Annotated in this window: 25 protein-coding genes and 1 pseudogene; 14 read left to right on the plus strand and 12 right to left on the minus strand. The window is 73.9% G+C overall.

Translation table 11 applies throughout. The features are described from left to right. Positions 1 to 14 precede the first annotated feature (14 nt). Together ACSUPT_RS16590 and ACSUPT_RS16595 are read right to left on the minus strand one after the other, a co-directional pair. Positions 15 to 1682 carry a bifunctional 3'-5' exonuclease/DNA polymerase gene (locus ACSUPT_RS16590; protein ID WP_436944787.1) on the minus strand — a complete coding sequence of 556 codons (1668 nt, stop codon included), beginning with the start codon at positions 1680 to 1682 and terminating at the stop codon, positions 15 to 17. A 125-nt stretch (positions 1683 to 1807) separates the two neighbouring features. Beyond that, complete coding sequence (locus ACSUPT_RS16595; protein ID WP_436944788.1) at positions 1808 to 3052, minus strand: LuxR C-terminal-related transcriptional regulator; 1245 nt, start codon at positions 3050 to 3052, stop codon at positions 1808 to 1810. A gap of 183 nt (positions 3053 to 3235) precedes the next feature. Here ACSUPT_RS16595 and ACSUPT_RS16600 point away from each other — a divergent pair, with 183 nt between their 5' ends. Continuing rightward, positions 3236 to 4150, plus strand: a complete 915-nt coding sequence (locus ACSUPT_RS16600) for an NADP-dependent oxidoreductase (RefSeq protein ID WP_399219627.1) — start codon at positions 3236 to 3238, stop codon at positions 4148 to 4150. On the opposite strand, the gene ACSUPT_RS16605 is transcribed toward ACSUPT_RS16600, so the two are convergent. Together ACSUPT_RS16605 and ACSUPT_RS16610 are read right to left on the minus strand one after the other, a co-directional pair. Further along, on the minus strand, positions 4140 to 4700 hold the full coding sequence (locus ACSUPT_RS16605; protein ID WP_365727872.1) for a sugar O-acetyltransferase: 561 nt from the start codon (positions 4698 to 4700) through the stop codon (positions 4140 to 4142). The two genes, ACSUPT_RS16600 and ACSUPT_RS16605, sit on opposite strands and share 11 nt — an antisense overlap. Positions 4701 to 4744: 44 nt before the next feature. After that, a complete protein-coding gene (locus ACSUPT_RS16610) occupies positions 4745 to 5563 on the minus strand; it encodes an NAD(P)H-binding protein (RefSeq protein ID WP_351963999.1) in 819 nt (272 codons plus the stop codon). Between the two features lie 80 nt (positions 5564 to 5643). Between ACSUPT_RS16610 and ACSUPT_RS16615 the strand changes: the two genes are divergently transcribed. Beyond that, the gene (locus ACSUPT_RS16615; protein WP_351964000.1) at positions 5644 to 6045 is read left to right on the plus strand and encodes a winged helix-turn-helix transcriptional regulator; all 402 of its coding nucleotides are present in this window, start codon (positions 5644 to 5646) and stop codon (positions 6043 to 6045) included. Beyond that, positions 6042 to 7223, plus strand: a complete 1182-nt coding sequence (locus ACSUPT_RS16620; RefSeq protein ID WP_403498208.1) for a DUF2786 domain-containing protein — start codon at positions 6042 to 6044, stop codon at positions 7221 to 7223. The genes ACSUPT_RS16615 and ACSUPT_RS16620 overlap by 4 nt, the downstream gene beginning before the upstream one ends. A 36-nt stretch (positions 7224 to 7259) precedes the next feature. Here the strand turns inward: ACSUPT_RS16620 and ACSUPT_RS16625 are convergent, their stop codons facing one another. The 4 genes from ACSUPT_RS16625 to rpmB form a co-directional block, all read right to left on the minus strand. After that, a complete protein-coding gene (locus ACSUPT_RS16625) occupies positions 7260 to 7520 on the minus strand; it encodes a hypothetical protein (protein WP_436944790.1) in 261 nt (86 codons plus the stop codon). A gap of 54 nt (positions 7521 to 7574) precedes the next feature. Continuing rightward, positions 7575 to 8063, minus strand: a complete 489-nt coding sequence (locus ACSUPT_RS16630; protein ID WP_436944792.1) for a hypothetical protein — start codon at positions 8061 to 8063, stop codon at positions 7575 to 7577. A gap of 61 nt (positions 8064 to 8124) precedes the next feature. Then, positions 8125 to 8430: a 30S ribosomal protein S14 gene (gene rpsN / locus ACSUPT_RS16635; RefSeq protein ID WP_351964003.1), complete on the minus strand. Its 306-nt coding sequence runs from the start codon at positions 8428 to 8430 to the stop codon at positions 8125 to 8127. Beyond that, complete coding sequence (rpmB, locus tag ACSUPT_RS16640; protein WP_023587285.1) at positions 8430 to 8666, minus strand: 50S ribosomal protein L28; 237 nt, start codon at positions 8664 to 8666, stop codon at positions 8430 to 8432. The genes rpsN and rpmB overlap by 1 nt, the downstream gene beginning before the upstream one ends. A 64-nt stretch (positions 8667 to 8730) precedes the next feature. On the opposite strand from rpmB, the gene rpmG reads away from it, so the two are divergent. The 5 genes and pseudogenes from rpmG to ACSUPT_RS16665 all read left to right on the plus strand — a co-directional run bounded on the left by rpmG (position 8731) and on the right by ACSUPT_RS16665 (position 11145). Then, the gene (gene rpmG / locus ACSUPT_RS16645; protein ID WP_010470368.1) at positions 8731 to 8895 is read left to right on the plus strand and encodes a 50S ribosomal protein L33; all 165 of its coding nucleotides are present in this window, start codon (positions 8731 to 8733) and stop codon (positions 8893 to 8895) included. A gap of 5 nt (positions 8896 to 8900) precedes the next feature. Continuing rightward, positions 8901 to 9146 (plus strand): annotated as a pseudogene (locus tag ACSUPT_RS16650) (type B 50S ribosomal protein L31); the annotation flags it as partial. Between the two features lie 116 nt (positions 9147 to 9262). After that, a complete protein-coding gene (locus ACSUPT_RS16655) occupies positions 9263 to 10402 on the plus strand; it encodes a CobW family GTP-binding protein (RefSeq protein ID WP_436944794.1) in 1140 nt (379 codons plus the stop codon). Between the two features lie 4 nt (positions 10403 to 10406). Next, positions 10407 to 10652, plus strand: a complete 246-nt coding sequence (rpsR, locus tag ACSUPT_RS16660; protein ID WP_023587281.1) for a 30S ribosomal protein S18 — start codon at positions 10407 to 10409, stop codon at positions 10650 to 10652. Positions 10653 to 10926: 274 nt separating this feature from the next. Then, entirely contained in the window at positions 10927 to 11145 is a 219-nt protein-coding gene (locus tag ACSUPT_RS16665; protein WP_351964079.1) for a DUF397 domain-containing protein, read from the plus strand. A 206-nt stretch (positions 11146 to 11351) separates the two neighbouring features. Here the strand turns inward: ACSUPT_RS16665 and ACSUPT_RS16670 are convergent, their stop codons facing one another. After that, positions 11352 to 11852 carry an ATP-binding protein gene (locus ACSUPT_RS16670; RefSeq protein WP_351964005.1) on the minus strand — a complete coding sequence of 167 codons (501 nt, stop codon included), beginning with the start codon at positions 11850 to 11852 and terminating at the stop codon, positions 11352 to 11354. A 288-nt stretch (positions 11853 to 12140) separates the two neighbouring features. Between ACSUPT_RS16670 and ACSUPT_RS16675 the strand changes: the two genes are divergently transcribed. The 5 genes from ACSUPT_RS16675 (at position 12141) to ACSUPT_RS16695 (ending at position 16783) form a co-directional block, all read left to right on the plus strand. After that, entirely contained in the window at positions 12141 to 13025 is an 885-nt protein-coding gene (locus tag ACSUPT_RS16675; protein ID WP_351964006.1) for a helix-turn-helix domain-containing protein, read from the plus strand. 79 nt (positions 13026 to 13104) lie between these two features. Beyond that, positions 13105 to 14562, plus strand: a complete 1458-nt coding sequence (locus ACSUPT_RS16680; RefSeq protein ID WP_399219594.1) for an aldehyde dehydrogenase family protein — start codon at positions 13105 to 13107, stop codon at positions 14560 to 14562. 94 nt (positions 14563 to 14656) lie between these two features. Beyond that, on the plus strand, positions 14657 to 15205 hold the full coding sequence (locus ACSUPT_RS16685) for a DinB family protein (protein WP_351964008.1): 549 nt from the start codon (positions 14657 to 14659) through the stop codon (positions 15203 to 15205). Between the two features lie 80 nt (positions 15206 to 15285). Continuing rightward, positions 15286 to 15927: a PadR family transcriptional regulator gene (locus ACSUPT_RS16690; RefSeq protein ID WP_351964009.1), complete on the plus strand. Its 642-nt coding sequence runs from the start codon at positions 15286 to 15288 to the stop codon at positions 15925 to 15927. Positions 15928 to 16024: 97 nt separating this feature from the next. After that, positions 16025 to 16783, plus strand: a complete 759-nt coding sequence (locus ACSUPT_RS16695) for a MerR family transcriptional regulator (RefSeq protein ID WP_351964010.1) — start codon at positions 16025 to 16027, stop codon at positions 16781 to 16783. Positions 16784 to 17250: 467 nt separating this feature from the next. On the opposite strand, the gene ACSUPT_RS16700 is transcribed toward ACSUPT_RS16695, so the two are convergent. Next, positions 17251 to 17616 (minus strand): YbjQ family protein, encoded by a 366-nt coding sequence (locus ACSUPT_RS16700; protein WP_351964011.1) that lies wholly within the window; start codon positions 17614 to 17616, stop codon positions 17251 to 17253. Positions 17617 to 17743: 127 nt separating this feature from the next. Here ACSUPT_RS16700 and ACSUPT_RS16705 point away from each other — a divergent pair, with 127 nt between their 5' ends. Then, positions 17744 to 18454 carry a VTT domain-containing protein gene (locus ACSUPT_RS16705; RefSeq protein ID WP_351964012.1) on the plus strand — a complete coding sequence of 237 codons (711 nt, stop codon included), beginning with the start codon at positions 17744 to 17746 and terminating at the stop codon, positions 18452 to 18454. Between the two features lie 175 nt (positions 18455 to 18629). Here ACSUPT_RS16705 and ACSUPT_RS16710 read toward each other — a convergent pair whose 3' ends face one another. Further along, positions 18630 to 20282, minus strand: coding sequence for a threonine/serine ThrE exporter family protein (locus ACSUPT_RS16710; protein WP_351964013.1), 1653 nt, complete (start codon positions 20280 to 20282; stop codon positions 18630 to 18632). Positions 20283 to 20523: 241 nt separating this feature from the next. Further along, complete coding sequence (locus ACSUPT_RS16715) at positions 20524 to 21018, minus strand: inorganic diphosphatase (protein WP_023587271.1); 495 nt, start codon at positions 21016 to 21018, stop codon at positions 20524 to 20526. Positions 21019 to 21149 lie beyond the last annotated feature (131 nt).

The following is a 21149-nucleotide window of genomic DNA, read 5'->3' on the forward strand; positions in this document are numbered from 1 at the left end:
CCGCGGGGGCGCCGTCACTTCGCGTCCGAGTAGCGCTCCACCACCGCCGTCGTGAAGGGGAAGCGCACCGGCGTGTCGCCGAAGGCGATCCGCCCGGCCAGGTCGCCCGCCGCGCGGATCGCCTCGACGACCGCCTCCGCCTCCTGCGCCGGGCAGTGCACGATCACCTCGTCGTGCTGGAAGAACACCAGCTCGGCCCGCATCCCGGCGGTCGCCCGCCGCAGCGCGGCCAGCATCAGCAGCGCCCAGTCGGCGGCGCTGCCCTGCACCACGAAGTTCCGTGTGAACCGGCCCCGCGCGCGGGCGTCCGCGCCCGTACCGGCCGGGACCCGCTCCTCGTCCTGCGGGATGCCCGCCTCCTCCGCCTCGCCCGCGCCCACCGCGCGCGGGCTGGTCCGGCCCAGCCAGGTCCGGACGAGCCGGCCCTCCTCGCCCGCGCGCGCCGCGTCGTCCACGTACGCCACCGCGCGCGGGAACCGACGCCGCAGCGCCGCCAGGTTCTTCAGACCGTCCCCGCTGGTCTGCCCGTAGATCGCGCCCAGCAGCGCCAGCTTGGCGTGGTCGCGGCTGCCCGAGAACGCCCGGTCCGACAACCGCGTGTACAGATCACCGTCGTGTCCCGCCACCTCCATGAGGCCCGGATCGCGGGAGATCGCCGCCAGGACGCGCGGCTCCAGCTGGTCGGCGTCGGCGACGACCAGCCGCCAGCCGTCGTCGGCGACGACCGCCCGCCGGATGACCTTCGGGATCTGCAGCGCCCCGCCGCCGTTGGTCGTCCAGCGTCCGCTGACCGTGCCGCCCGGCACGTACTCGGGGCGGAACCTGCCGTCGCGGACCCAGTCCTGCAGCCAGCTCCAGCCGTGCGCCGTCCAGATCCGGTACAGCGTCTTGTACGCGAGGAGCGGCTCGACCGCCGGGTGGTCCACCTCCGCCAGCTCCCAGCGGCGCGTCGACCTGATCCTGATCCCGGCCTCGGCGAACGCCCGCACCACGTCCGCTGGCAGGTCGGGGCGCACGGGCCGCCCGAACGCCGCGGAAACGCGCGCCGCGAGCTCCGCCAGCCGCCGCGGCTCGCCGCCGCCCGCGTACCGCTCGCCCAGCAGTTCGTGCAGCACCGCGCGGTGCACGTCCGCGCGCCACGGCACGCCCGCCCGATGCATCTCGGCGGAGACCAGCATCCCCGCGGACTCGGCGGCCGTCAGCAGCCGCATCCGGTCCGGGTGCTCGGCCGCCGCGTGCCGGCGCTGCTGCTCGGCGTACACCTCCAGCAGGCCGTCGAACGGCACCTCAGGGCCACCGGGCGCCGTGTCGAACAGCGGCGACTGGGCGCCCGGCTCGGCCGCCCGCTGCGGAAGGTCGGGGGGTACGGGACGGTCGTGCAGCCGCGCCCAGGCGGCCGCGGCGGACCGGGGCTCACCGAGCCGCCCCTCGTGGCCGAGGAGGAGCTGCTCGGCGGCCTCGATGTCGTAGCACCGCTCCACGGGCACCCCCGCGGCGAGGAGCCGCGGATAGAGGCCGGCCGTGGACCGCCACACCCACCGGCCGACCTCCGGGCGCGAACGCACCGCCGCCACCAGGTCGGGCTCGGTGACGACGGGCCCGGCGGGCATGCCGTCGCGGCCGAGGGGGACCAGCCTCGCCCCGCCCCCCTCGACCTCGTCCAGCAGCCACCGCTCGCTCACCTTCGCGAGTCTCGCACCCGCCACTGACAGTCCCCCGGAACCGGGGCGGTACGGGCCGGGGGCCGCGCCCGGCAGAGGGTGCCGGGACGGGGCCGGGGCCGCGACGGGGCCGGGGCGCGGGGACGTCAGGCCGCGGCGTGGAAGAGGGCCGCCGCCTCGCCGCGGGAGGCGACGCCCAGCTTCGTGAGGATGTTCGCGACATGGAACTTCACCGTCGACTCGCTGATGTGCAGCTCCTGCGCGATCACGCGGTTGCGGTGCCCGCGCGCGAGGTGCTCCAGCACCTGGAGTTCCCGCTCGCCGAGGGCCGTCAGCGGATCGGCCGCGGGCTCGGCCGGCGTCGCCCGGAGCGGGAGCACCGCCGTCACCGTGGTGCCCCAGCCGGGCACGGCGTCCACGTCGAGGCGGCCCCGCAGGACCTCCAACCGCTCCGCCACGCGGGCGCCCGCCAGCTCCCGCTCCGTCAGCGTGCCCGGCCCGTCGTCCCGTACCGCCGCGTGCAGTTCGTCGCCCGCGAGGCGCCAGCCCACGTGCACCCGGCTCAGCCGCTCCTGCTCCAGCACGGCCGGGAGCACGGCCCGCACCACCGCCCTCGCCGTGTGCGCCACATCGGCGGGCACCGTGCGGCTCACACCCGGGCCGCCGAACACGAGCCGCACCGGACTGTGCCGTACGAGCGGGCGCAGCGAATCGGCGAGCCGGTCGAACGCCTGGTCCGCCGGCTCCTCCGCGATCTCCCGGTCCCGCTCCGCGCGGGCCCGCAGCTCCACCAGCGCGTCCACCGCCAGCTCCGTCGCGGCGGCCCGCGCCGCGGCGTCGTCCAGTGCGCGGCCGCGCAGCACGCCCAGGATGCCGGTCAGCGTCGCGGAGTGGGCCTCGCCCAGCTCGGCGAGCAGCCGCGCGCGGGTGCCGGCGGCGGCGCGGGACCGGGCCAGGGCGCCCGGCAGCGCCTCCTTCGCGAACCGGTCGAAGTGGCAGGTGACCAGGTCCCACAGGGCCTGCGCCACGGCGAGCACGTCGTCGCCGAGGGGCGCGGCGTCGTGCCGTACGAGCAGCAGCACCGCGCCGCGGGGCGTGGCGTGGCTGGTGACGGCGAGGACGGGCCACCGGGCGCCGTCGAGGGTCAGGGTGCCCTGCCAGGGGCGGCCGGGGACACCGGCGGCGAGGAGCGGGGCCAGATCGGCGTCGGTGATGCGCGGTCCGAGGTCACCGTGGGTCTTGAGCGGCGAGTGGGCGCAGTGCGTGGACAGTTCGGCGGCCGCCCGGTGCGGCACCAGGTCGGCCAGCGCGGCGGACAGCCGGGGCAGGACGCGTCCCAGCGGCCGGCGGATCACCTCGTACGCGGTGGTGAGGGCGGGCACGGCTTCCATGCGGTTCAGCCTAGGCACGCGCGCGTGCCGGGGCGCCCGTCCTTTCGGACAGGTCCGACCGGCCGTCGGACGGGGGCACGGCGGGCGGGGCGCGGCGGAGGGTGGCATCGCGAACACCGCACAGCAGAGGGGGAGTACGGGATGAGCAGCGCGCACACCGGGCCCGCGGCGGGGAAGGCCGTCATGCGGGCCGTCGTGTACCGGGAGTTCGGCGGGCCCGAGGTGCTGACGTGGGGGACGGCCGCGGTGCCCGAGCCGGGGCCGGGGGAGATCCGCGTCCGGGTGCGGGCCGCCGGGGTCAACCCGGTGGACTACAAGCGGCGTTACGGCTGGGTGGAGCAGTACTACCCGACGACGTTCCCCGCCGTGCCGGGGCTGGAGTTCTCCGGGGTCGTGGACGCGCTGGGCGAGGGCGCGGAGGGGTTCGCGCCGGGCGACGAGGTGATGGGCTGGACCCGCACCGGAGCGTATGCCGAGTACGCCATCGCGGGGGACGTGGTCGCCAAGCCGGCCGCGCTCTCCTTCGAGCAGGCGGCCGCTGTCCCGGTCGCGGCCGAGACGGCCCGCCGCGTCCTGACGGAACTGGGCCTGACCGCCGGTGAGACGCTGCTGCTGCACGGCGCCGCCGGTGCGGTCGGGCAGGTCGCCGTCCAGCTGGCCGCGGCACTCGGGGCGACCGTCGTCGGCACGGCGTCCCCCGCCAACCACGCGTTCCTGCGGCGCCTGGGCGCGGTGCCCGTCGCGTACGGCGAGGGGCTCGCCGACCGCGTCAGGGCCGCCGCCCCGCAGGGCGTGGACGCCGTGTTCGACGCGGCCGGGCACGGGACGCTGCGGCCCTCCGTGGAGCTGCGGGGCGGCACCGCCGACCGGATCGTCACGATCGCCGCGACGGACGCCGCCGAGTACGGCGTGCCCTTCTCGGCGGCCGGCACGCCGTCCGAGGTGGTGCGCGCCTGGACCGCCGAGCACGCCCGGCTGGTCGCCGACGGCCGCCTCGCCCTGCCGGTGGTGGCGACGTTCCCGCTCGCCGACGCCGCCGAGGCGCAGCGGCTCAGCGAGGGCGGGCACGTGCGCGGCAAGCTCGTCCTCACGCTCTGAGGGAGCGGACCACCCGCGCCGGGTTGCCGACCGCGAGCACACCCGGCGGGAGGTCGCGGGTGACGACGGAACCGGCGCCGACCACCGTGTCGGCGCCGATCGTCACACCGGGGCAGACGATCACGCCGCCGCCGAGCCAGACGTTGTCGCCGATCGTGACCGGCGCGGCCCGCTCCCAGCCCGCCCTCCGCCGTCCGGCGTCCAGCTCGTGGAGGGGCGTCAGCAGCTGGACGTTCGGGCCGATCTGCGTGTCGGCGCCGATCGTGATGGGGGCGCAGTCCAGGAACACCGCGTTGAAGTTGACGAACACGCGGTCGCCGACGCTGACGTGGTACCCGAAGTCGCAGTGGAACGGCGGCCTGATCCGCACGCCCTCGCCGACGGCGCCCAGCAGCTCCCGCAGGACGCGGTCCCGCTCCTCAGGCGGGGCGGGCGGCAGCGCGTTGTAGGCGGCACACAGCGCCACCCGCCGCTCGGTGTCGGCGGCGAGCTCCGGGTCGTCCGGCAGGTACCACTCCCCGGCCAGCATCCGTCGCTTGTTCTCACCCACGGGCCGCTCCCTCCGCGCGCGTGGCACCCGATGTCGGGGGAGCCCTACCCCACCGCGCGCGCGTACACCTCCGGCGCGGGCAGCGGATCCCGGCCGAGGAGCCGGCGCAGATGGCCGCGCGGCACACCGGTGCCGTCCATGAAGCCGTGGGCGATCGCCGAGTACGTGCCGGTGAGCATCGGCACCTGGAACGGCGCCGCCCCCGATGCGGCGATCGCCGCCCGCACCGCGCCGAGCCCGCTCTCCGGCTCGTAGCTGCCCGACACGGCGGCCGCCAGGTCGGCGCCGCCCAGGGGGACCTCGCCGACCAGCTCGTACACGCGGCCCGCGTGCGGCGCCGGGTCTGCGGCCACCCGGAACGCCGCCTCCGCCAGGTCGGCCCGGGCCACCGCCGCCACGGCGCCCGTGCCGAGCGGTGCCGTGATCCGGCCGCGGGCGTCCGGCGGGGCGAGCGCCGCCATCAGCTCGGCGTACAGGCCGTTGCGCAGGACGGTCCAGGCCGCCGTGGAAGCGCGCAACCGCCGCTCGGTCCAGCGGTGCGGGAGGGCGTACGGCAGGTGGTCGCCGTCGCCCGAGAGGCTCGTGTAGACGATGTGCCGCACCCCGGCGGCCTCCGCCGCGCCGATCGCCGCCTCGTGGCGGGCGGTGACGACGTCGTCCTCGCCGTACCCGGCGGAGACCAGCAGCAGGGTCCTCACGCCCGCGAACGCGCCGGGCAGCGAAGCGGGATCGTCGAAGTCCACCCGGCGGGTGCCGGGCCGGCCGTCCGGCGAGCGGGTGCCGAGCAGGACGTCGGACCGGCCCGCCGCGTGCCCGGCGGCGAGCCCGCCGAGTCCGCCCGAGACACCGGTGATCAGCAGCATGGGAATGCCCCCCGTTCCTTGGTCGTGTGCGCTGCGACCATGGTGGGTGTGGTGGCGGAGCGGCGTAAGGAGGCACTTTGATGTCCGTGGCGCACACGGAGGTAACCGGCGGGTCGCCGCCAGCGGATCTGAGCTGCGCGGAGGACTGCGGCGTACGCGACGTACAGGACCGGCTCGGCGACAAGTGGACCGTCCACGTCGTCGTGGAGCTCGCGGGAGGCGTCCGGCGCTACAGGGAGCTGCAGCGCCTCGTCCCGGGCATCTCGCAGCGCATGCTCACCGTGACCCTGCGCCGCCTGGAGCGGGACGGCCTCGTCACGCGGACCGTGCACCCCACCGTGCCGCCGCAGGTCGAGTACGAGCTGACGCCGACGGGCCGCGACCTGACCGGTCTGGTCAAGGCGCTCGTCGACTGGTCCCTCGAGCACCGGGCGGCCATCGCCGAGGCCCGCAGCGCCTACGACGCCCGGCGGCAGCCGTGAGCGACCGCCGCGACGCGGACGGCGCCGGCACCGTGGAGCGGGCCCTCGGCACGGCCCTGTACGCGGACGGGACCGCGGCCCTGGACACCGCCGCCTCGCTGCTCGCCGCCGACCCCTCCGCCGACGCGGAGCTGGCCCGGCGGGGCGAGGAGCTGCTGCGGCGGGCCTGGGCGCGCGGCTGGCAGCCCGCCGACGTGGTACGGCTCGTCCGCCGGGACCTGGAGGCCCACCATGTGCGGCTCGCGTCCGCGCTGATCGCCGCCGAGTCCGCCGGGTACGCCCACCTGCCGCCGCGCTGGCGGGACCAGCTCGCCGCGCTGGACGCCGGGCCGTGGCGCGCCGACCGGTTCTCGTACGCGACGGCCGTGCTGGAGCTGTACCGGCTCCTCGTCCGGCTGCCCGCCCTGGAGCCGGTCGCGCCGCCGCCGGGCGCCGCCGTGACGACCGCCCCGGTCGAGGGCGAGCCGCGCATGCTGGCCCGGATCCGCGCCTTGCTGGCCAAGGCGGAGGCGACCGACTACCCGGAGGAGGCGGAGGCCCTCACGGCGAAGGCCCAGGAGCTGATGGCCCGCCACAGCCTGGACGAGGCGGCCCTCGCCGCCCGCGCGCACGGCGGGCCCGCCCCGGACGAGCCCTCGGCGGCGCGGATCGGTGTGGAGCCGCCGTACGAGACGGCGAAGGCGATCCTGCTGGACGCGGTCGCCGGCGCGAACCGCTGCCGGGCGGTGTGGAACGAGGAGTTCGCCTTCTCGACGGTCGTCGGCTACGAGGCGGACCTGGAGGCGGTGGAGCTGCTGTACACCTCCCTGCTGGTGCAGGGGCAGACCGCGATGGCCGGGGCGGAGGCGGCGCAGCGGGCGGGCGGCCGCAAGCGCACGAAGACGTTCCGCCAGTCGTTCCTGCTGGCGTACGCGCAGCGGCTCGGCGACCGCCTGGCGGCCACCTCACGGCGGGTCGCCGCCGAGGAGCCGACCCTGCTGCCGGTCCTGGCGGCGCGGGACGTGGCGGTGACGGCCCGTACAGACCGGATGTTCCCCGGCGCCACGACGACCCGGGTGCGGGGCGCCACCGACCGGGAGGGCTGGGACCACGGCAGGGCGGCCGCCGACCGCGCCGACACGGGCCGCTCGGCGCACCGCGCCGTACGGGGCCGCGACGCGGGCGGACGGACGGCGTAACCGCCCGCGCGGGCGCGTCCCACGGCGTCAAGGGCCTCAGCGGTGCCGCGTCAGGGCCTCAGCGGTGGCGCGTCCGCGCGGCGGCGCGCCCCGGTCCGCCCGGCGGTCCGTACGGGGGCGCAGCGGTGCCGTCGCGCACAGCGGCGCCCCGGCGCCGCGCGGCACCGGGGCGGTGGCCAGGGCCGTACGACCGCACAGCGGCACCCGGTCCCGTACGGCCGCACAGCGGAGCGGTACCGCCGTACGGCCGTGCAGCAAGGCCGTACCGCCGTACGGCCGCACAGCGGCAGTGGCCACCCGTGCGGCCGTGCAGCGAGGCGGTACGGCCGTACGCCGTGCGGCAGAGCGGTGCTACGACTGCGGCGGCAGCGAGGGGAGCGACGGGATGGAGGGCATGTTCGTCGGCAGGCCGCTGACGTCCAGCTTGGTCAGCGTGTCCGTCCTGCCGGACTCCCAGGCCACGACCAGCTGCTTGCCGTCCGCCGAGGTGACCTTGCCCGAGGAGCGGTCGGTGTTGCCGTCCTTGCAGGTGAGGGCGAGGGTCAGGGCGTCGCCCTCCTTCGCCGTGCCCTGGCAGACGTGGGCGTCGCTGATGACCACGGTCTGACCGCCCTTGCTGATGGTCAGGGTCACCGACTTGTCGTCCGCCTTGCCGAGCCAGGTGCCCACGGCGTCGGCGAGCGCCACGGCTTCGGCGGGCTGCGGGTCGGCCGCGGACGGCGTGGCGCCGCCCTTGTGCTGCGGCTTCGCGCTCTTGTCGTCCGAGCCGCAGGCGCTCAGCGCGACGGCCGCGACCAGCACGGCGGTGACCGCCGCGCCCTTCCGTACCAGCTTCCGCACGATCAAGTCCCCCTTGTCGGTTGATCAGACCGCGCCAAGCTACCAGGACGGCCGCACCCGGCTACCAGGACGACTTGCGCACGCCGGGCAGGAAGCCGGCGTGCGCCTGCTCCCTCAGCCGCACCCGCGAGATGCCGAACTTCCGCAGGTGGCCGCGGGGTCGGCCGTCCACGGCGTCCCGGTTGCGGACGCGCGTCGCGCTCGCGTCGCGCGGCTGGCGGCGCAACTCCGCCTGCGCGGCGAGCCGTTCCGCCTCCGGCGTGGAAGGGCGGCGGATCAGCTCCTTGAGCTCGGCGCGGCGGGCGGCGTACCGCTCCACGACCGTCCGGCGCTGCTCGTTGCGCGCGATCTTGCTCTTCTTCGCCATCAGACCTTCCCTCCCCGCGCGCGGATGCGGGCCACGGCCGCCTCGACGCCGATCACGTCGACCGTCTTGATGGCGCGGGCGCTCAGGGTGAGCCGCACGTAGCGGCCTTCGCTGGGCAGCCAGTAGCGCTTGCGCTGGATGTTCGGGTCGAAGCGGCGGGAGGTGCGCCGGTGGGAGTGCGAGATGCGGTTGCCGAAGCCCGGCTGGGCGCCGGTCAGCTGGCAGTGGGCGGACAAGGGTGACCTGCCTCTCATGGGGCGAGCTTGGTAATGGAAACCATTTTCACCTACTGTACCCGGCATGGCCCGTGACGAACTACGCCCGATCATCAAGCTCCGGTCCACCGCCGGCACCGGCTACACCTACGTGACCCGCAAGAACCGCCGGAACGACCCCGACCGCCTCACCCTGCGCAAGTACGACCCGGTCGTCGGCCGGCACGTCGACTTCCGAGAGGAGCGCTGACCGCCGTGCAGCCCGGAATCCACCCCGCGTACGAACCCGTCGTCTTCCGCGACAAGGCCGGCGGCTTCGCCTTCCTCACCCGCTCCACGATGACCAGCGACAAGACGGTCGAGTGGGAGGACGGCAACACCTACCCCGTCGTCGACGTCGAGATCTCCTCGGCGAGCCACCCCTTCTACACCGGTCAGGCGCGCGTCCTCGACACGGCGGGGCGCGTGGAGCGCTTCGAGCGCCGCTACGGCGGCGCGAAGGGCGCCGCCGCACGCGGGGCCACCGCGGCCCGTGAGGCCACCGGGGCTTCCGGGACCGCGGCCGCGGGCGGTGCCGAGAGCGCCGCGGGTGCCGCCGGGCGGCGCGGGGTGCGCTGATGCCGTCCGTCCCGCTCTCCGTCGCGATCGTCGGCGGGCTGCACTCCGACGCCCGGCGCGCCGCCGTCGACCGGCTTCTCGCGTCCGTGCCGGGCAGCGTGGCGCTCCACCACGACCTGTCCACCGCCGCCGGGCGGGGAACGGTCGTCCGGACGGTCCGCGACGCGACCGGCGTCCTGTCCACCGGTGAGACCCCGCTCGTCAACGACTGCGCCTGCTGCGCGCTGCGCGAGGACCTCGTGCCCGAGCTGGAGCGGCTGGCGGACGCCGGCCTGACCCGGCTCGCCGTCGTGGAGCTGTGGGACTCGGTCGAACCCAAGGCCATGGCCGAGGTGGTGGCCGCCGCCGGGCTCGACCTGACCGGTGTCGTCACCGCCGTGGACCCGGCGCTGGTCCTGCCGTACCTGGGCAACGGCGACGACCTCGCCGAGGCCGGACTCGCGGCCGCCGCCACCGACCAGCGCACCATCGCCGACACGTGGGCCCGCCAGCTGGAGTACGCGCCCGTGCTCGCGGTCGTGGACAGCCCGGAGGCCGACGACGAGGACCGGGCGCTGCTCGCCCAGCTCCACCCCACCGCCCGCCACGTCCCCGTACCGGACGGGGACCTGGCCGCGGCCGTACTGGAGGGGTTCGACGTGGAGGCCGCGGCCGCCGCCCAGCACCCGGCCTGCGCGCTGCTGCCGCAGGACGCCGACGCGGCCGGCGTGGGCACGTACGTCTGGCGCGCCCGGCGCCCCTTCCACCCGGGGCGGCTGTACGCGGCGCTGGAGGACCTGACCTGCGCCGCCGCCCGCAGCCGCGGCCGCTTCTGGCTCGCCGACCGGCCCGACACGCTGCTGGCGTGGGACGCGGCGGGCGGCGCGCTGTGCGTCGAGAGCGCCGGCCCGTGGCTGGCGTCGCTGCCCGACGCGGCCTGGGAGATGGTCCCGCCGGTACGCCGGGCCGCCGCCGCGCTGGACTGGGACCCGGAGCTCGGCGACCGGTGCCAGCACCTGGTCTTCACCTCGCCCGGACTGGACCGCGAGGGCCTCGCCGAGCTGCTCGGCTCCTGCCTGCTGACCGACGCCGAGTACGCGGCGGGCCGTACGGCCTGGCAGCGGCTCGCTTCCGACTTCGACACCCTCCTGGAGGTCTGACCCCATGTCCCCGCGCCGCGCCGCCGACCGCAAGCCCCCGAAGGCCCGCCCCAACCCGCTGGACCGGGCCGGGATCACGTACATCGACTACAAGGACACCGACCTGCTGCGGAAGTTCATCTCCGACCGGGGCAAGATCCGCAGCCGCAGGGTGACCCGCGTCTCCGCCCAGCAGCAGCGGCAGCTGGCCCGCGCGGTGAAGAACGCCCGCGAGATGGCGCTGCTGCCGTACGCGTCCTCCTCCCGCTGAGGCCGCGGCCCCGCCCGCAGGGGGCTCTCCCGCGCCGCGCGCGCGTGGGGAGCCCTCTTTTTTCGTATTCCCGCCGGCGAAAGGGAGCCTCGGACGTCCGGCGCGCGTCTCAGTAGTCGAAGGGACACCCCCCGTGCACGTGCATCTGCTCATGCATCCGCAGGTGAACGCAGCTATGATCCGGGATAGTTGACACCGGCAACATCACTCACTCATGCAACTCATGTGACTCGGGGAGCGTCCTGTGCACCACGTGTTGAACGTGTACAACGGCATGGCGGCCACGGAGCTTCACGGGGTCGTCTGGCAGAAGAGCCGGCACAGCAACTCGCAGGGCTCCTGCGTGGAGTTCGCCAAGCTGCCCGGGGGAGAGGTGGCGGTGCGCAACTCGCGCTTCCCGGACGGGCCCGCCCTGGTCTACACGCGCGCGGAGATCGAGGCGATGCTGCTGGGCGTGAAGGACGGGGAATTCGACCACCTCGTCGGCGGCTGAACGGCACGGCCGGCGCCGGGCGGGAACACGAAGGCCGACGCCGCGCCCGTCCGGCGGCGCGGGTCCACGGCTCCGCGCGCGCCCGCGGGCGCGGTGTGCCGCCCCGCCGCACGGAAAAAGGGGCTCCGCGAACGGAGCCCCTTTTCATCGGCGGCGAGTCCCCCGTGGCCTCGGGCCGACGTCTCTTCCGGTACGCGCGTACCGGCCTACGGATGGTCCGCGAGCCGGAACAGCGCCCACACGACCTTCCCGTGCAGCGCGCCGGCGAGCGGGTGCCACCCCCAGCTGTCGCTGAACGACTCCACCAGGAATAGCCCGCGCCCCGACTCGGCGGCGAAGTCCTCGCCGGACGTACGGGCCGCCGGCGTCTCCGGGCTGGGGTCGCGCACCGCGCACACGAGCCGTCCCGCCCAGCGCATCAGGTGCAGCCGGACGGGCGGGTCGAGCGGGTGGTCGCGCGGGGTGTCCGCGGGCAGCGCGTGCCGCAGCGCGTTGGTGACCAGCTCGGAGACGACGAGTGCCACGTCGTCGAACCGGTCGCTGAGGTTCCACTGGGAGAGGGTGGTGCTGGTGAACTGGCGGGCCCCGCGCACCGCCTCGTACCGGGCGGGCAGAGCGCACGAGGCCGAACTCGACACGGACGCGGCGTCGATCGGAGGAAGCCCCTGCCTTAACGGCTCGAGCATGGTCGATCCATTCGTCCCCATGCGAGGCACTCCCCGGATTCGCGGCTGTGGTGCTACAACACGAACGACTACGCAGGTGCGCGGGGACCATGGTTCCGAAAGGCAGGGGCAGATGCAAGGGCAGATGCACGTGCACGCGCCCGAGCTGTCCCGCCCCGTGATGGTTCTTGGCCATATCTTCCCCGGGTGGTTCGGGTGGCGGTGGCCGAAGTGTTCGCCGTTCTGTAATCGTTCGCGTACGGGGTGAAGCGTTTTGGTGGCAGAATCCGCAACTCGGGGCTTGGGGGCGCTCCGTCGTACACATCAGCGATGGGGAGGGTTGGAGACGTGACCGCGACTGAAGCGGGCGGTTCCGTGGTGCGGCGCATCCTGCTGGGCTCACAGCTGAGGCGGCTGCGCGAATCGCGCGGCATCACCCGGGAGGCCGCCGGCTACTCGATCCGGGCGTCCGAATCCAAGATCAGCCGGCTGGAGTTGGGAAGGGTGAGCTTCAAGGCACGGGACGTGGAGGATCTGCTCACGCTCTACGGAGTCACCGACGAAAAGGAGCGGGAGGCGCTGCTGGGCCTCGTCCGGGAGGCCAACCTGGCGGGCTGGTGGCACAGTTACGGCGATGTGCTGCCCGGATGGTTCCAGACGTACATCGGGCTGGAGGGCGCCGCCTCGCTCATCCGCATCTACGAGGTGCAGTTCGTGCACGGGCTGCTCCAGACCGAGGCGTACGCGCACGCGGTCGTCGCCCGCGGGGCGTGCCCCACGGCGTCGTCCGCCGAGATCGACCGCCGCGTGGCCCTGCGCCTGGAACGGCAGAAGGTCCTCGTCTCCGAGCGCGCCCCGCGATTTCACGCCGTTCTCGACGAGGCGGCGCTGCGCCGCCCGTACGGCGACCGCGCCGTCATGCGGGAACAGCTGAAGCACCTGATCGAGATGTCGGAGCGGCCCAACATCACGCTGCAGGTGATGCCGTTCAGCTTCGGTGGCCACTCCGGGGAGAGCGGCGCCTTCACCATGCTGCGCTTTCCCGAGTCGGACCTCTCCGACATCGTCTACCTGGAGCAGCTGACGGGCGCGCTGTACATCGACAAGCGCGACGAGGTGACCCAGTACGAGCGGGCCATGGAGCGGCTCCAGGAGGAGAGCCCGGGGCCGGAGGAGAGTCGGGATCTGCTCAGAGGACTCCTCCAACTTATCTAGTGCGTAAGTAGGATGACGTCCCGTCAGTGACTGCCCGTGCGTGGCTCTGCGGGGCCACACGGCCTTCCGAAGGGATGCCATGTCCTACTTCAGAGATCTGGCCCTGCAGTACATCGATGGTGAGTGGCGGGCCGGCGGCGGCTCGTGGGACATCATCGACTTCAACCCGTACAACGACGAGAAGCTGGCCTCCATAACGGTGGCGACCGTCGACGAGGTGGACCAGGCGTATCGCGCCGCCGAGCGGGCGCAGCCTGGCTGGGCCGCGACCAACCCGTACACGCGGCGCGGCGTCTTCGAGCGGGCCCTGCGGATCATCGAGGACCGCGAGCCCGAACTGATCGAGGCGATCGTCGCGGAGCTCGGCGGCACGCGCGGCAAGGCGGCCTTCGAGCTCCACCTCGCGCGCGAGTTCATGCGCGAGGCGATCCACCTGTCGCTGCGGCCCGAGGGGCGGATCCTCCCGTCGCCCATCAACGGCAAGGAGAACCGGCTGTACCGGCTGCCGGTCGGCGTCGTCGGGGTGATCAGCCCGTTCAACTTCCCGTTCCTGCTCTCGCTGAAGTCCGTCGCCCCGGCGCTGGCGCTCGGCAACGCCGTGGTGCTCAAGCCGCACCAGAACACCCCGATCCTCGGCGGCACCATGGTCGCCAAGGTCTTCGAGGACGCCGGTCTGCCGCCGGGCGTGCTCAACGTCGTCGTCACCGACATCGCCGAGATCGGCGACGCGCTCCTGGAGCACCCCGTCCCGCGGGTCATCTCCTTCACCGGCTCCGACCGCGTCGGCCGGCACGTCGCCACGGTGTGCGCCAAGCACTTCAAGCGGGCCGTTCTGGAGTGCGGCGGCAACAGCGCGCTCGTCGTCCTGGACGACGCTGACATCGACTACGCCGTCGACGCGGCCGTGTTCAGCCGCTTCATCCACCAGGGCCAGGCGTGCATGGCGGCCAACCGCCTGCTGGTCGACCGGTCCGTGGTGGAGGAGTTCACGGAGAAGTTCGTCGCGAAGGTGCGGACGCTGAAGACGGGCGACCCGTCCCAGCCCGAGACCCATGTGGGCCCGCTGATCAACTCCTCGCAGGTCGAGTCCGTCATGGCGGCCGTCCAGCAGACGGTGGAGGCCGGCGCCAGGGTGCTGACCGGCGGCACGTCCGAGGGCAATGTCGTCGCCCCGACCGTCCTCACGGACATCCCGGCCGACGCCCCGGTCCTCGGCCAGGAGATCTTCGGGCCCGTCGCGCTGATCATCCCGGTCGACGGCGAGGAGGAGGCGATCCGCATCGCCAACGACACCCCGTACGGCCTGAGCGGCGGCGTCCACACCCGCGACATCGAGCGCGGCGTGCGGTTCGCCCAGCGCGTCCACACGGGCATGATCCACGTCAACGACGGCATCATCCACGACGAGCCGATCGTGCCCTTCGGCGGCGAGAAGCAGTCCGGTGTGGGGCGGCTCAACGGCGACGCGACCGTCGACGCGTTCACCACCCAGAAGTGGATCTCCGTCCAGCACGGGCGGAGCACCTTCCCGATCTGACCGGCCGGCGGCCTCGCGGACGGAAGCCGACCGCGAGGGTCCGTAGCGTGGGGGCGTCAGATCGGAGCACACCCCACCGGAAGGCGGACCCGACATGGTCGCTCTCGTTCCCCCGGAGGCACACGGCGATGAGCGCGGCGCGCTGCTCAACTTCATCGAGGCGCAGCGCGCCGCTCTGCGCCGCACCGTCCTCGGACTGACCGAGGAACAGGCGGCGAGCCGCCCCACCGCCGGCGAACTGTCGCTGTCCGGGCTGCTCAAGCACGCGGCGCGGGCCGAGCTCACCTGGCTCCGCTACGCCCGGCAGGGCGCCCTGAAGGAGGAGTACCTCCGCGACTCCTCCTATGCCGACGGCTTCCGCCTGACCGGCGACGAGACCATCGTGAGCGTGCTCGCCGCCTGGGACGGCATCGTCAAGGAGACGGAGGAACTCATCCGTACGGTGCCGAGCCTGGACGACACGTTCCCGCTGCCGGAGGCGCCGTGGTTCCCCAAGGACGGCCGGGTCTCCATGCGGTGGCTGGCCCTCCACCTGGTCCAGGAGTTCGCCCGGCACGCCGGGCACGCCGACATCATCCGCGAGACCCTGGACGGCAAGACCTCGTACGAGCTGATCGCGATGGAGGCCGAGGGGGAGGGGTAGCGCGGGGCGCCGGAATGTGCCCTCCCTGCTGCCCGTACCCTAGTCAAAATTGACGTCATGGTACGGAGGGCGGGAAGCGGATGTCAGCGATCCGGTTGCTGGTGCTCGGCGCGGTCCGTCAGCACGGGCGGGCACACGGCTACCAGGTGCGCAACGACCTGGAGTACTGGGGCGCCCACGAGTGGTCCAACGCCAAGCCCGGCTCGATCTACCACGCCCTGAAGCAGATGGCGAAGCAGGGCCTGCTGCGGGCCCACGAGACCGCGCCCAGCACCGCCGGCGGGCCGCCCCGCACCGAGTACGAGATCACCGAGCGCGGCACCGAGGAGTACTTCGCCCTGCTGCGCGAGGCCCTCACGGCGCACGACCAGAAGCCCGACAGCCTCAGCGCCGCGCTCGGCTTCATCGTGGACCTGCCGCGCGACGAGGCCGCCCGGCTGCTCCGCGAGCGCGTCGCGGGCCTGGAGCACTGGCGGGCGACCGTCACCGGGCACTACACGCCCGAGGACGGCCCCGGGCAGCTCGGCCACATCGGGGAGATCATGAACCTGTGGATCCACCAGGCCGACGCGGGCGCCGCCTGGACCCGCGGCCTGATCGAGCGGATCGAGGCCGGGGCGTACACCTTCGCGGGCGAGGGCGAGCCCTTCGTCGGCGTCCTCGCGGAGGGCCAGGAGAACCCGTACGCGACCGGCACGCCGCACCCGGGCGACCGGGGCTGACGCCTTCGCGAAAAACCCCGGGGAAAAGCGGCTTGCACCTCACGTCGCGTGAGGACCCAGGCTGAGGGGCGTACCGAAGGAAGGAGCGGTGAGCCACATGGGCTACTCCGTCGGACAGGTCGCCCGCCTCGCCGGGATCACGGTGCGCACCCTGCACCACTACGACGAGATCGGGCTGCTCAGCCCGAGCGGCCGCAGCCACGCCGGACACCGGCGCTACGGGGACGACGACCTCGACCGGCTGCAGCAGATCCTGTTCTACCGGGAGCTCGGCTTCCCGCTCGACGAGGTCGCGGTCCTGCTCGACGACCCGGACACGGACCCGCAGGAGCACCTGCGGCGCCAGCACCACCTGCTGACCACCCGGATCGCCGAACTGCAGAAGATGGCCGAGGCCGTCGAACACGCCATGGAGGCCAAGAAGATGGGTATCAACCTCACCCCCGAGGAGAAGTTCGAGGTCTTCGGGGACGACCCGGAGAAGTACAACGACGAGGTCGAGCAGCGGTGGGGCGACACCGACGCCTACCGCGAGTCCCAGCGCCGCACCGCCCGCTACACCAAGGCGGACTGGCAGCGCATCCAGGACGAGGCGAAGGAGTGGGGCGTCCGCTACCAGGCGCTCATGGAGGACGGCGAGGAGCCCTCCGGCGAGCGGGCCATGGACATGGCGGAGGAGCACCGGCAGCACATCTGCCGCTGGTTCTACGAGTGCCCCTACGAGATGCACCGCTGCCTGGGCGCCATGTACGTCGACGACGAGCGCTTCAAGGCGTTCTACGACGCCATGCGCCCCGGTCTCGCGGAGCACCTGCGGGACGCGATCCACGCGAACGCCGCCCGCCACGAGGCGTAGGGCCTCCGGCCCGCGCACAAGGCCGGCCGCACCGCCCCGGGACGCACAGGGGACGCCCCGGGGCGGCGCGGCCGGCGGGCCGGGACCGCGGGGGCGTACCAGCGCCTCCGACCCGGCCGGCCCCCGTCACGGTGGCGGCCGCCCGGCGCCCCACCGGGCCCGTGCGGCTCCCCGGCCCCGCGCGGGGGTGACCCGCTGTGACGGACGGGGGCGGAAACCGGTCGTCCGGTTCACGGCACCCGCCGGCCGGACCGTCCGCGCACGTGCATCCGGGTGCCCGGGTGCGCGTGCGCCTCCCGCCCCTCCGCCCACCCGTGCCGCGTACGCCGCTCCACGCGCGCGTGCACCCGTACGCCGCCCTACGCGCGCGTGCCGACGTGCGTACACCCGTACGCCGCCCTACGCGCGCGTGCACCCGTACGCCGCTCCACGCGCGCATGCCGGCGTACGTACACCCGTACGCCGCCCTACGCGCGGGAGACGACCACCGCCGTGCCGTACGCGCACACCTCCGTGCCCACGTCCGCCGCCTCCGTCACGTCGAAGCGGAAGGCGAGCACGGCGTTGGCACCGCGTGCGCGGGCCTGCTCCACGAGCCGCTCCATCGCCTGGTTCCGCGTCTCCACCAGCGTCTTCGTCAGGCCCCGCAGTTCACCGCCGACCAGGGACTTCAGACCCGCGCCGATCTGGCTGCCCAGGTGCCGGGAGCGCACGGTCAGGCCGAACACCTCGCCCACGACCTGCCGCACCACGTGCCCGGGGACGTCGTTCGTGGTGACCACCAGCACATCGGAGTGCGGCGCCTGGCCGCCTCCGTACTCCTCGATGCCCATGGCCCCAGCTTCACGGCGGAGCGGGCCGTCCGCACCCGGAAAGCCCGGTGGAACCGAGGAGGCGTCGGCGGCGTTGATACTTTTGGGCAGCCTCCCCGCCCATCGACCCAGGAGCCCGGAACCCGTGATGACCCTTGCGCTTGGCCCGGAGTGGCTCAGCCCGGACTACCTGATCTCCGAGTACGGCCTGCCCGGCATCCTTCTGATCGTCTTCGCCGAATCGGGCTTCTTCGCCTTCCTTCCGGGTGACTCGCTGCTGTTCACAGCGGGTCTGCTGGTCGCGGAGGGCAATTACATCGATCAGCCGCTGTGGCTGGTCTGCACGTTGATCGTGATCGCCGCCATCACCGGAGACCAGGTCGGTTACGCCATAGGCCGGTTCTTCGGCCCGAAGCTGTTCAACCGGCCGAACTCCAAGGTCTTCAAGCAGGAGAACCTGGACAAGGCGCACGACTTCGTCGAGAAGTACGGCCCGAAGGCCATCGTGCTGGCCCGCTTCGTGCCGATCGTGCGGACGTTCGCGCCGATCGTCGCGGGCGCCGGCCGGATGAAGTACCGGACGTTCATCGCGTACAACATCGTCGGCGGTGTGCTGTGGGGCGCCGGCATCACGGTCGCCGGGTACTTCCTCGGCCAGATCGGCTTCATCAAGGAGAACATCGAGGCGATCCTCGTCCTGATCGTCGTGCTCTCGGTGGTCCCGATCATCATCGAGTTCGTGCGCGGCCGCTCGCAGGCGAAGAAGGAGGCCGCGCTCAACGCCGCCGCCCCGTTCGACCCGGCCGCCCCCGTCGACCCGGCCGCGCCGGTCCAGCGCGGCCGCCACGCCAGGCGCTGAGCCCCCGGCGCCCACGCGGGCGCCGTACGACGGCACCACGACGGCCGGCCGGGACTCCCCGGCCGGCCGCAGCCGTTTTCCGGGCCCCAAAGGGCCGCGTCGCAGAGCCCGCCGGAGCCCCGGAGCCCCGGAGACCTCGCGAAGGACCGTCGCGCAGAGCGCTTCGGACAGCCCCTCAGAAGCCCCGGGTCCGCTTGGCCGCGCGGCGGGTCGCCGCCGTCGCCGGGGCGCGCAGGAACATCCGGGCCAGCTCGCCGCCCAGGTTCACCCCGATCGCGATGGCCAGCGCCAGCGCCGCCGCCCGCGCCAGGGACGCGAAACCGGCGTCCATGTTGTTCTGCGCGATGTTCAGGACGCCGTAGTACATGGCGGAACCGGGCAGCAGCGGCCCGATCGCCGCCGTCACGTACGGCAGCGACGTCGACCGCTCGTACCGGGCCATCAGCTGCCCGAACAGGCCGACCAGGCCGGCCGCCAGGGCCGTCGCCAGCACCGCCGAACCCTCCGCGGTCACCGCGACCGCCCCGAAGACCACCCAGGCCACGGCGCCGTTCAGCATCACGAACACCACCGTGGAACGTTCCTGCTGGAGCAGTACGCCGAAGGTCAGCGACAGCGCCATCGCCGCCAGGATCGACACGACCGGCCGCTCCACCGGCACGGCCGTCCCCTCCGGGCTCAGTTCGGCGCCCAGCTGCACGCCCACGTACAGCGTCGTCAGCACGCCCACCACGATCGCGACGAAGAAGTACACGACCTCCAGCAGCCGCGCCGACGCGGTGATGTAGAAACCCGTCAGGCCGTCCTGCACCGCCGCGACCAGCGCCCGCCCCGGGATCAGCGCGAACAGCCCACCGGTGATCACCGCCGACGGCCGCAGCCCCGCGTGCAGCAGGCTCACCGCGACGCCCAGCGCCGCGGGCGGCACCGCGGCCACGGCGAACTGGTAGAACTCCGGCAGTCCGCGCCCCGCCGCCAGCCACGCCAGCCGGTCGCCGAGCATCGCCCCGGCGGCCGCGATCAGGAAGACCGCCCAGCCGCCGCCCAGCAGCACCGACGCGGCCCCGGCGAGACCGCCCGCCGCGAGGGTGAGCGCCCATCCGGGGTACGGGTGCCGGTTGCGCCGTATCAGCGCGAGACGCCGGTACGCCTCCTCCAGGGTGACGTCGACGCCCTCGGTGTTGATGTCGGTGACCAGCTGGTACACGGCCGTCAGCCGCGTGTAGTCCGTGCCGCGCCGCCGCACGATCCGGCTCGCCGTCACCGGGTCGTCGACCAGCGAGGGCTGGTAGGTGACAGACAGGAGGGTGAAGGTGACCGTCGGCTCGCAGCGGTCCATCCCGTACGACCGGCAGATCGCGAACATGGCCGCCTCGACGTCCTCGGCGCCCTCGCCGCCCGCCAGCAGCAGCTCCCCGATGCGCAGCGTCAGGTCGAGGACGCGCGGGACGGCCGGGCCGCCGCCCTCCTCGTGCCGCTGCGCCGGCTCGGTCAGCGGCCGTTCGCTGACCGGCATCCGCAGCATGGTCCGCATCCGGTCCTGCCACGGCGCGTCCTTCGACAGCCGGACCGCGGGGACGCCCGGCGCGGGCGTGTACGCCGGATGCGCCAGCCGCGCGTCGAACGTGGAGGGCCGCGCGAACGCGGAGCCCTCGGGCTCCTCCGACGGCTCCGTCGCCAGTCCCTCCGGGATGGCGAACTCCGAGCTGGGGTGGTCGTCCTCCGGCGGGGCCGGCGGCTCCACACCGGCAGGCGGGGTGAAGGCGCTGTGCGCCTCGTCCGACTGCGGTTTGCGGTCCTCTTCCGGACCGTGCGGCTCCGCCACCACTTGCTGCCCACTCCTGACTGGTCGTCGCGTCGCGTCGTGTCCGCCTGCCCGGCGCGCCGCCCCGTACTCCCGGACCGCGCACCACCGCGGGCCCGGCTTCCGGCCGTACGCCCCTACGCGCGCGTGCGCGCCCGTCCCGCCCAGTATGGGCACGCGGCGCGGTCCGCACAGCACGGCGGGCGGCGCACCCCGGAGAGATCCGGGTGCGCCGCCCGCCGGCGGAACGCGGTGAGGGGCTGCCTCAGTGGGCGCCGCCCTGGTCCTTCAGGCGCTTGATGGACGCCTCGATCTCGGCCTCGGCCTCGGCGCGGCCGACCCAGTCGGCGCCCTCGACGGACTTGCCGGGCTCCAGGTCCTTGTAGACCTCGAAGAAGTGCTGGATCTCCAGGCGGTCGAACTCGGAGACGTGGTGGATGTCGCGCAGGTGCTCCATGCGCGGGTCCGACGCCGGGACGCACAGCAGCTTGTCGTCGCCGCCGGCCTCGTCGGTCATGCGGAACATGCCGATGGCGCGGCACTTGACCAGGACACCGGGGAAGGTCGGCTCGTCCAGGATGACCAGCGCGTCCAGCGGGTCGCCGTCCTCACCCAGGGTGCCCTCGACGAAGCCGTAGTCCGCCGGGTACACGGTCGAGGTGAACAGGTGGCGGTCGAGCCGGATGCGACCGGTCTCGTGGTCCACCTCGTACTTGTTCCGCGAACCCTTCGGAATCTCGATGCAGACGTCGAACTCCACGGGTGGCTCCTCCAAGATCAATCACAATGTCGGGTCACTGGACCGCCGTGATCACCGGGGTGCCGTGCTCGTGGCCCAGCTCAGTGGTTAAGTGTCCCTCACGCAACCGAGTGCTCGCGAAAGGGGCTGGT

The organism is Streptomyces sp. SudanB25_2051 (genome assembly GCF_964272635.1).
Classification (GTDB): domain Bacteria; phylum Actinomycetota; class Actinomycetes; order Streptomycetales; family Streptomycetaceae; genus Streptomyces.

Excerpts from the sequence above, each read along its gene's own strand:
- ACSUPT_RS16595 (WP_436944788.1), bottom strand. The coding sequence starts at position 3,052 with ATGGAAGCCGTGCCCGCCCTCACCACCGCGTACGAGGTGATCCGCCGG.
- ACSUPT_RS16600 (WP_399219627.1), top strand. The coding sequence starts at position 3,236 with ATGCGGGCCGTCGTGTACCGGGAGTTCGGCGGGCCCGAGGTGCTGACG.
- ACSUPT_RS16610 (WP_351963999.1), bottom strand. The coding sequence starts at position 5,563 with ATGCTGCTGATCACCGGTGTCTCGGGCGGACTCGGCGGGCTCGCCGCC.
- ACSUPT_RS16615 (WP_351964000.1), top strand. The coding sequence starts at position 5,644 with ATGTCCGTGGCGCACACGGAGGTAACCGGCGGGTCGCCGCCAGCGGAT.
- rpsN (WP_351964003.1), bottom strand. The coding sequence starts at position 8,430 with ATGGCGAAGAAGAGCAAGATCGCGCGCAACGAGCAGCGCCGGACGGTC.
- rpmG (WP_010470368.1), top strand. The coding sequence starts at position 8,731 with ATGGCCCGTGACGAACTACGCCCGATCATCAAGCTCCGGTCCACCGCC.
- ACSUPT_RS16655 (WP_436944794.1), top strand. The coding sequence starts at position 9,263 with ATGCCGTCCGTCCCGCTCTCCGTCGCGATCGTCGGCGGGCTGCACTCC.
- rpsR (WP_023587281.1), top strand. The coding sequence starts at position 10,407 with ATGTCCCCGCGCCGCGCCGCCGACCGCAAGCCCCCGAAGGCCCGCCCC.
- ACSUPT_RS16665 (WP_351964079.1), top strand. The coding sequence starts at position 10,927 with ATGGCGGCCACGGAGCTTCACGGGGTCGTCTGGCAGAAGAGCCGGCAC.
- ACSUPT_RS16670 (WP_351964005.1), bottom strand. The coding sequence starts at position 11,852 with ATGGGGACGAATGGATCGACCATGCTCGAGCCGTTAAGGCAGGGGCTT.
- ACSUPT_RS16675 (WP_351964006.1), top strand. The coding sequence starts at position 12,141 with ATGGGGAGGGTTGGAGACGTGACCGCGACTGAAGCGGGCGGTTCCGTG.
- ACSUPT_RS16680 (WP_399219594.1), top strand. The coding sequence starts at position 13,105 with ATGTCCTACTTCAGAGATCTGGCCCTGCAGTACATCGATGGTGAGTGG.
- ACSUPT_RS16685 (WP_351964008.1), top strand. The coding sequence starts at position 14,657 with ATGGTCGCTCTCGTTCCCCCGGAGGCACACGGCGATGAGCGCGGCGCG.
- ACSUPT_RS16690 (WP_351964009.1), top strand. The coding sequence starts at position 15,286 with ATGTCAGCGATCCGGTTGCTGGTGCTCGGCGCGGTCCGTCAGCACGGG.
- ACSUPT_RS16695 (WP_351964010.1), top strand. The coding sequence starts at position 16,025 with ATGGGCTACTCCGTCGGACAGGTCGCCCGCCTCGCCGGGATCACGGTG.
- ACSUPT_RS16700 (WP_351964011.1), bottom strand. The coding sequence starts at position 17,616 with ATGGGCATCGAGGAGTACGGAGGCGGCCAGGCGCCGCACTCCGATGTG.
- ACSUPT_RS16705 (WP_351964012.1), top strand. The coding sequence starts at position 17,744 with ATGACCCTTGCGCTTGGCCCGGAGTGGCTCAGCCCGGACTACCTGATC.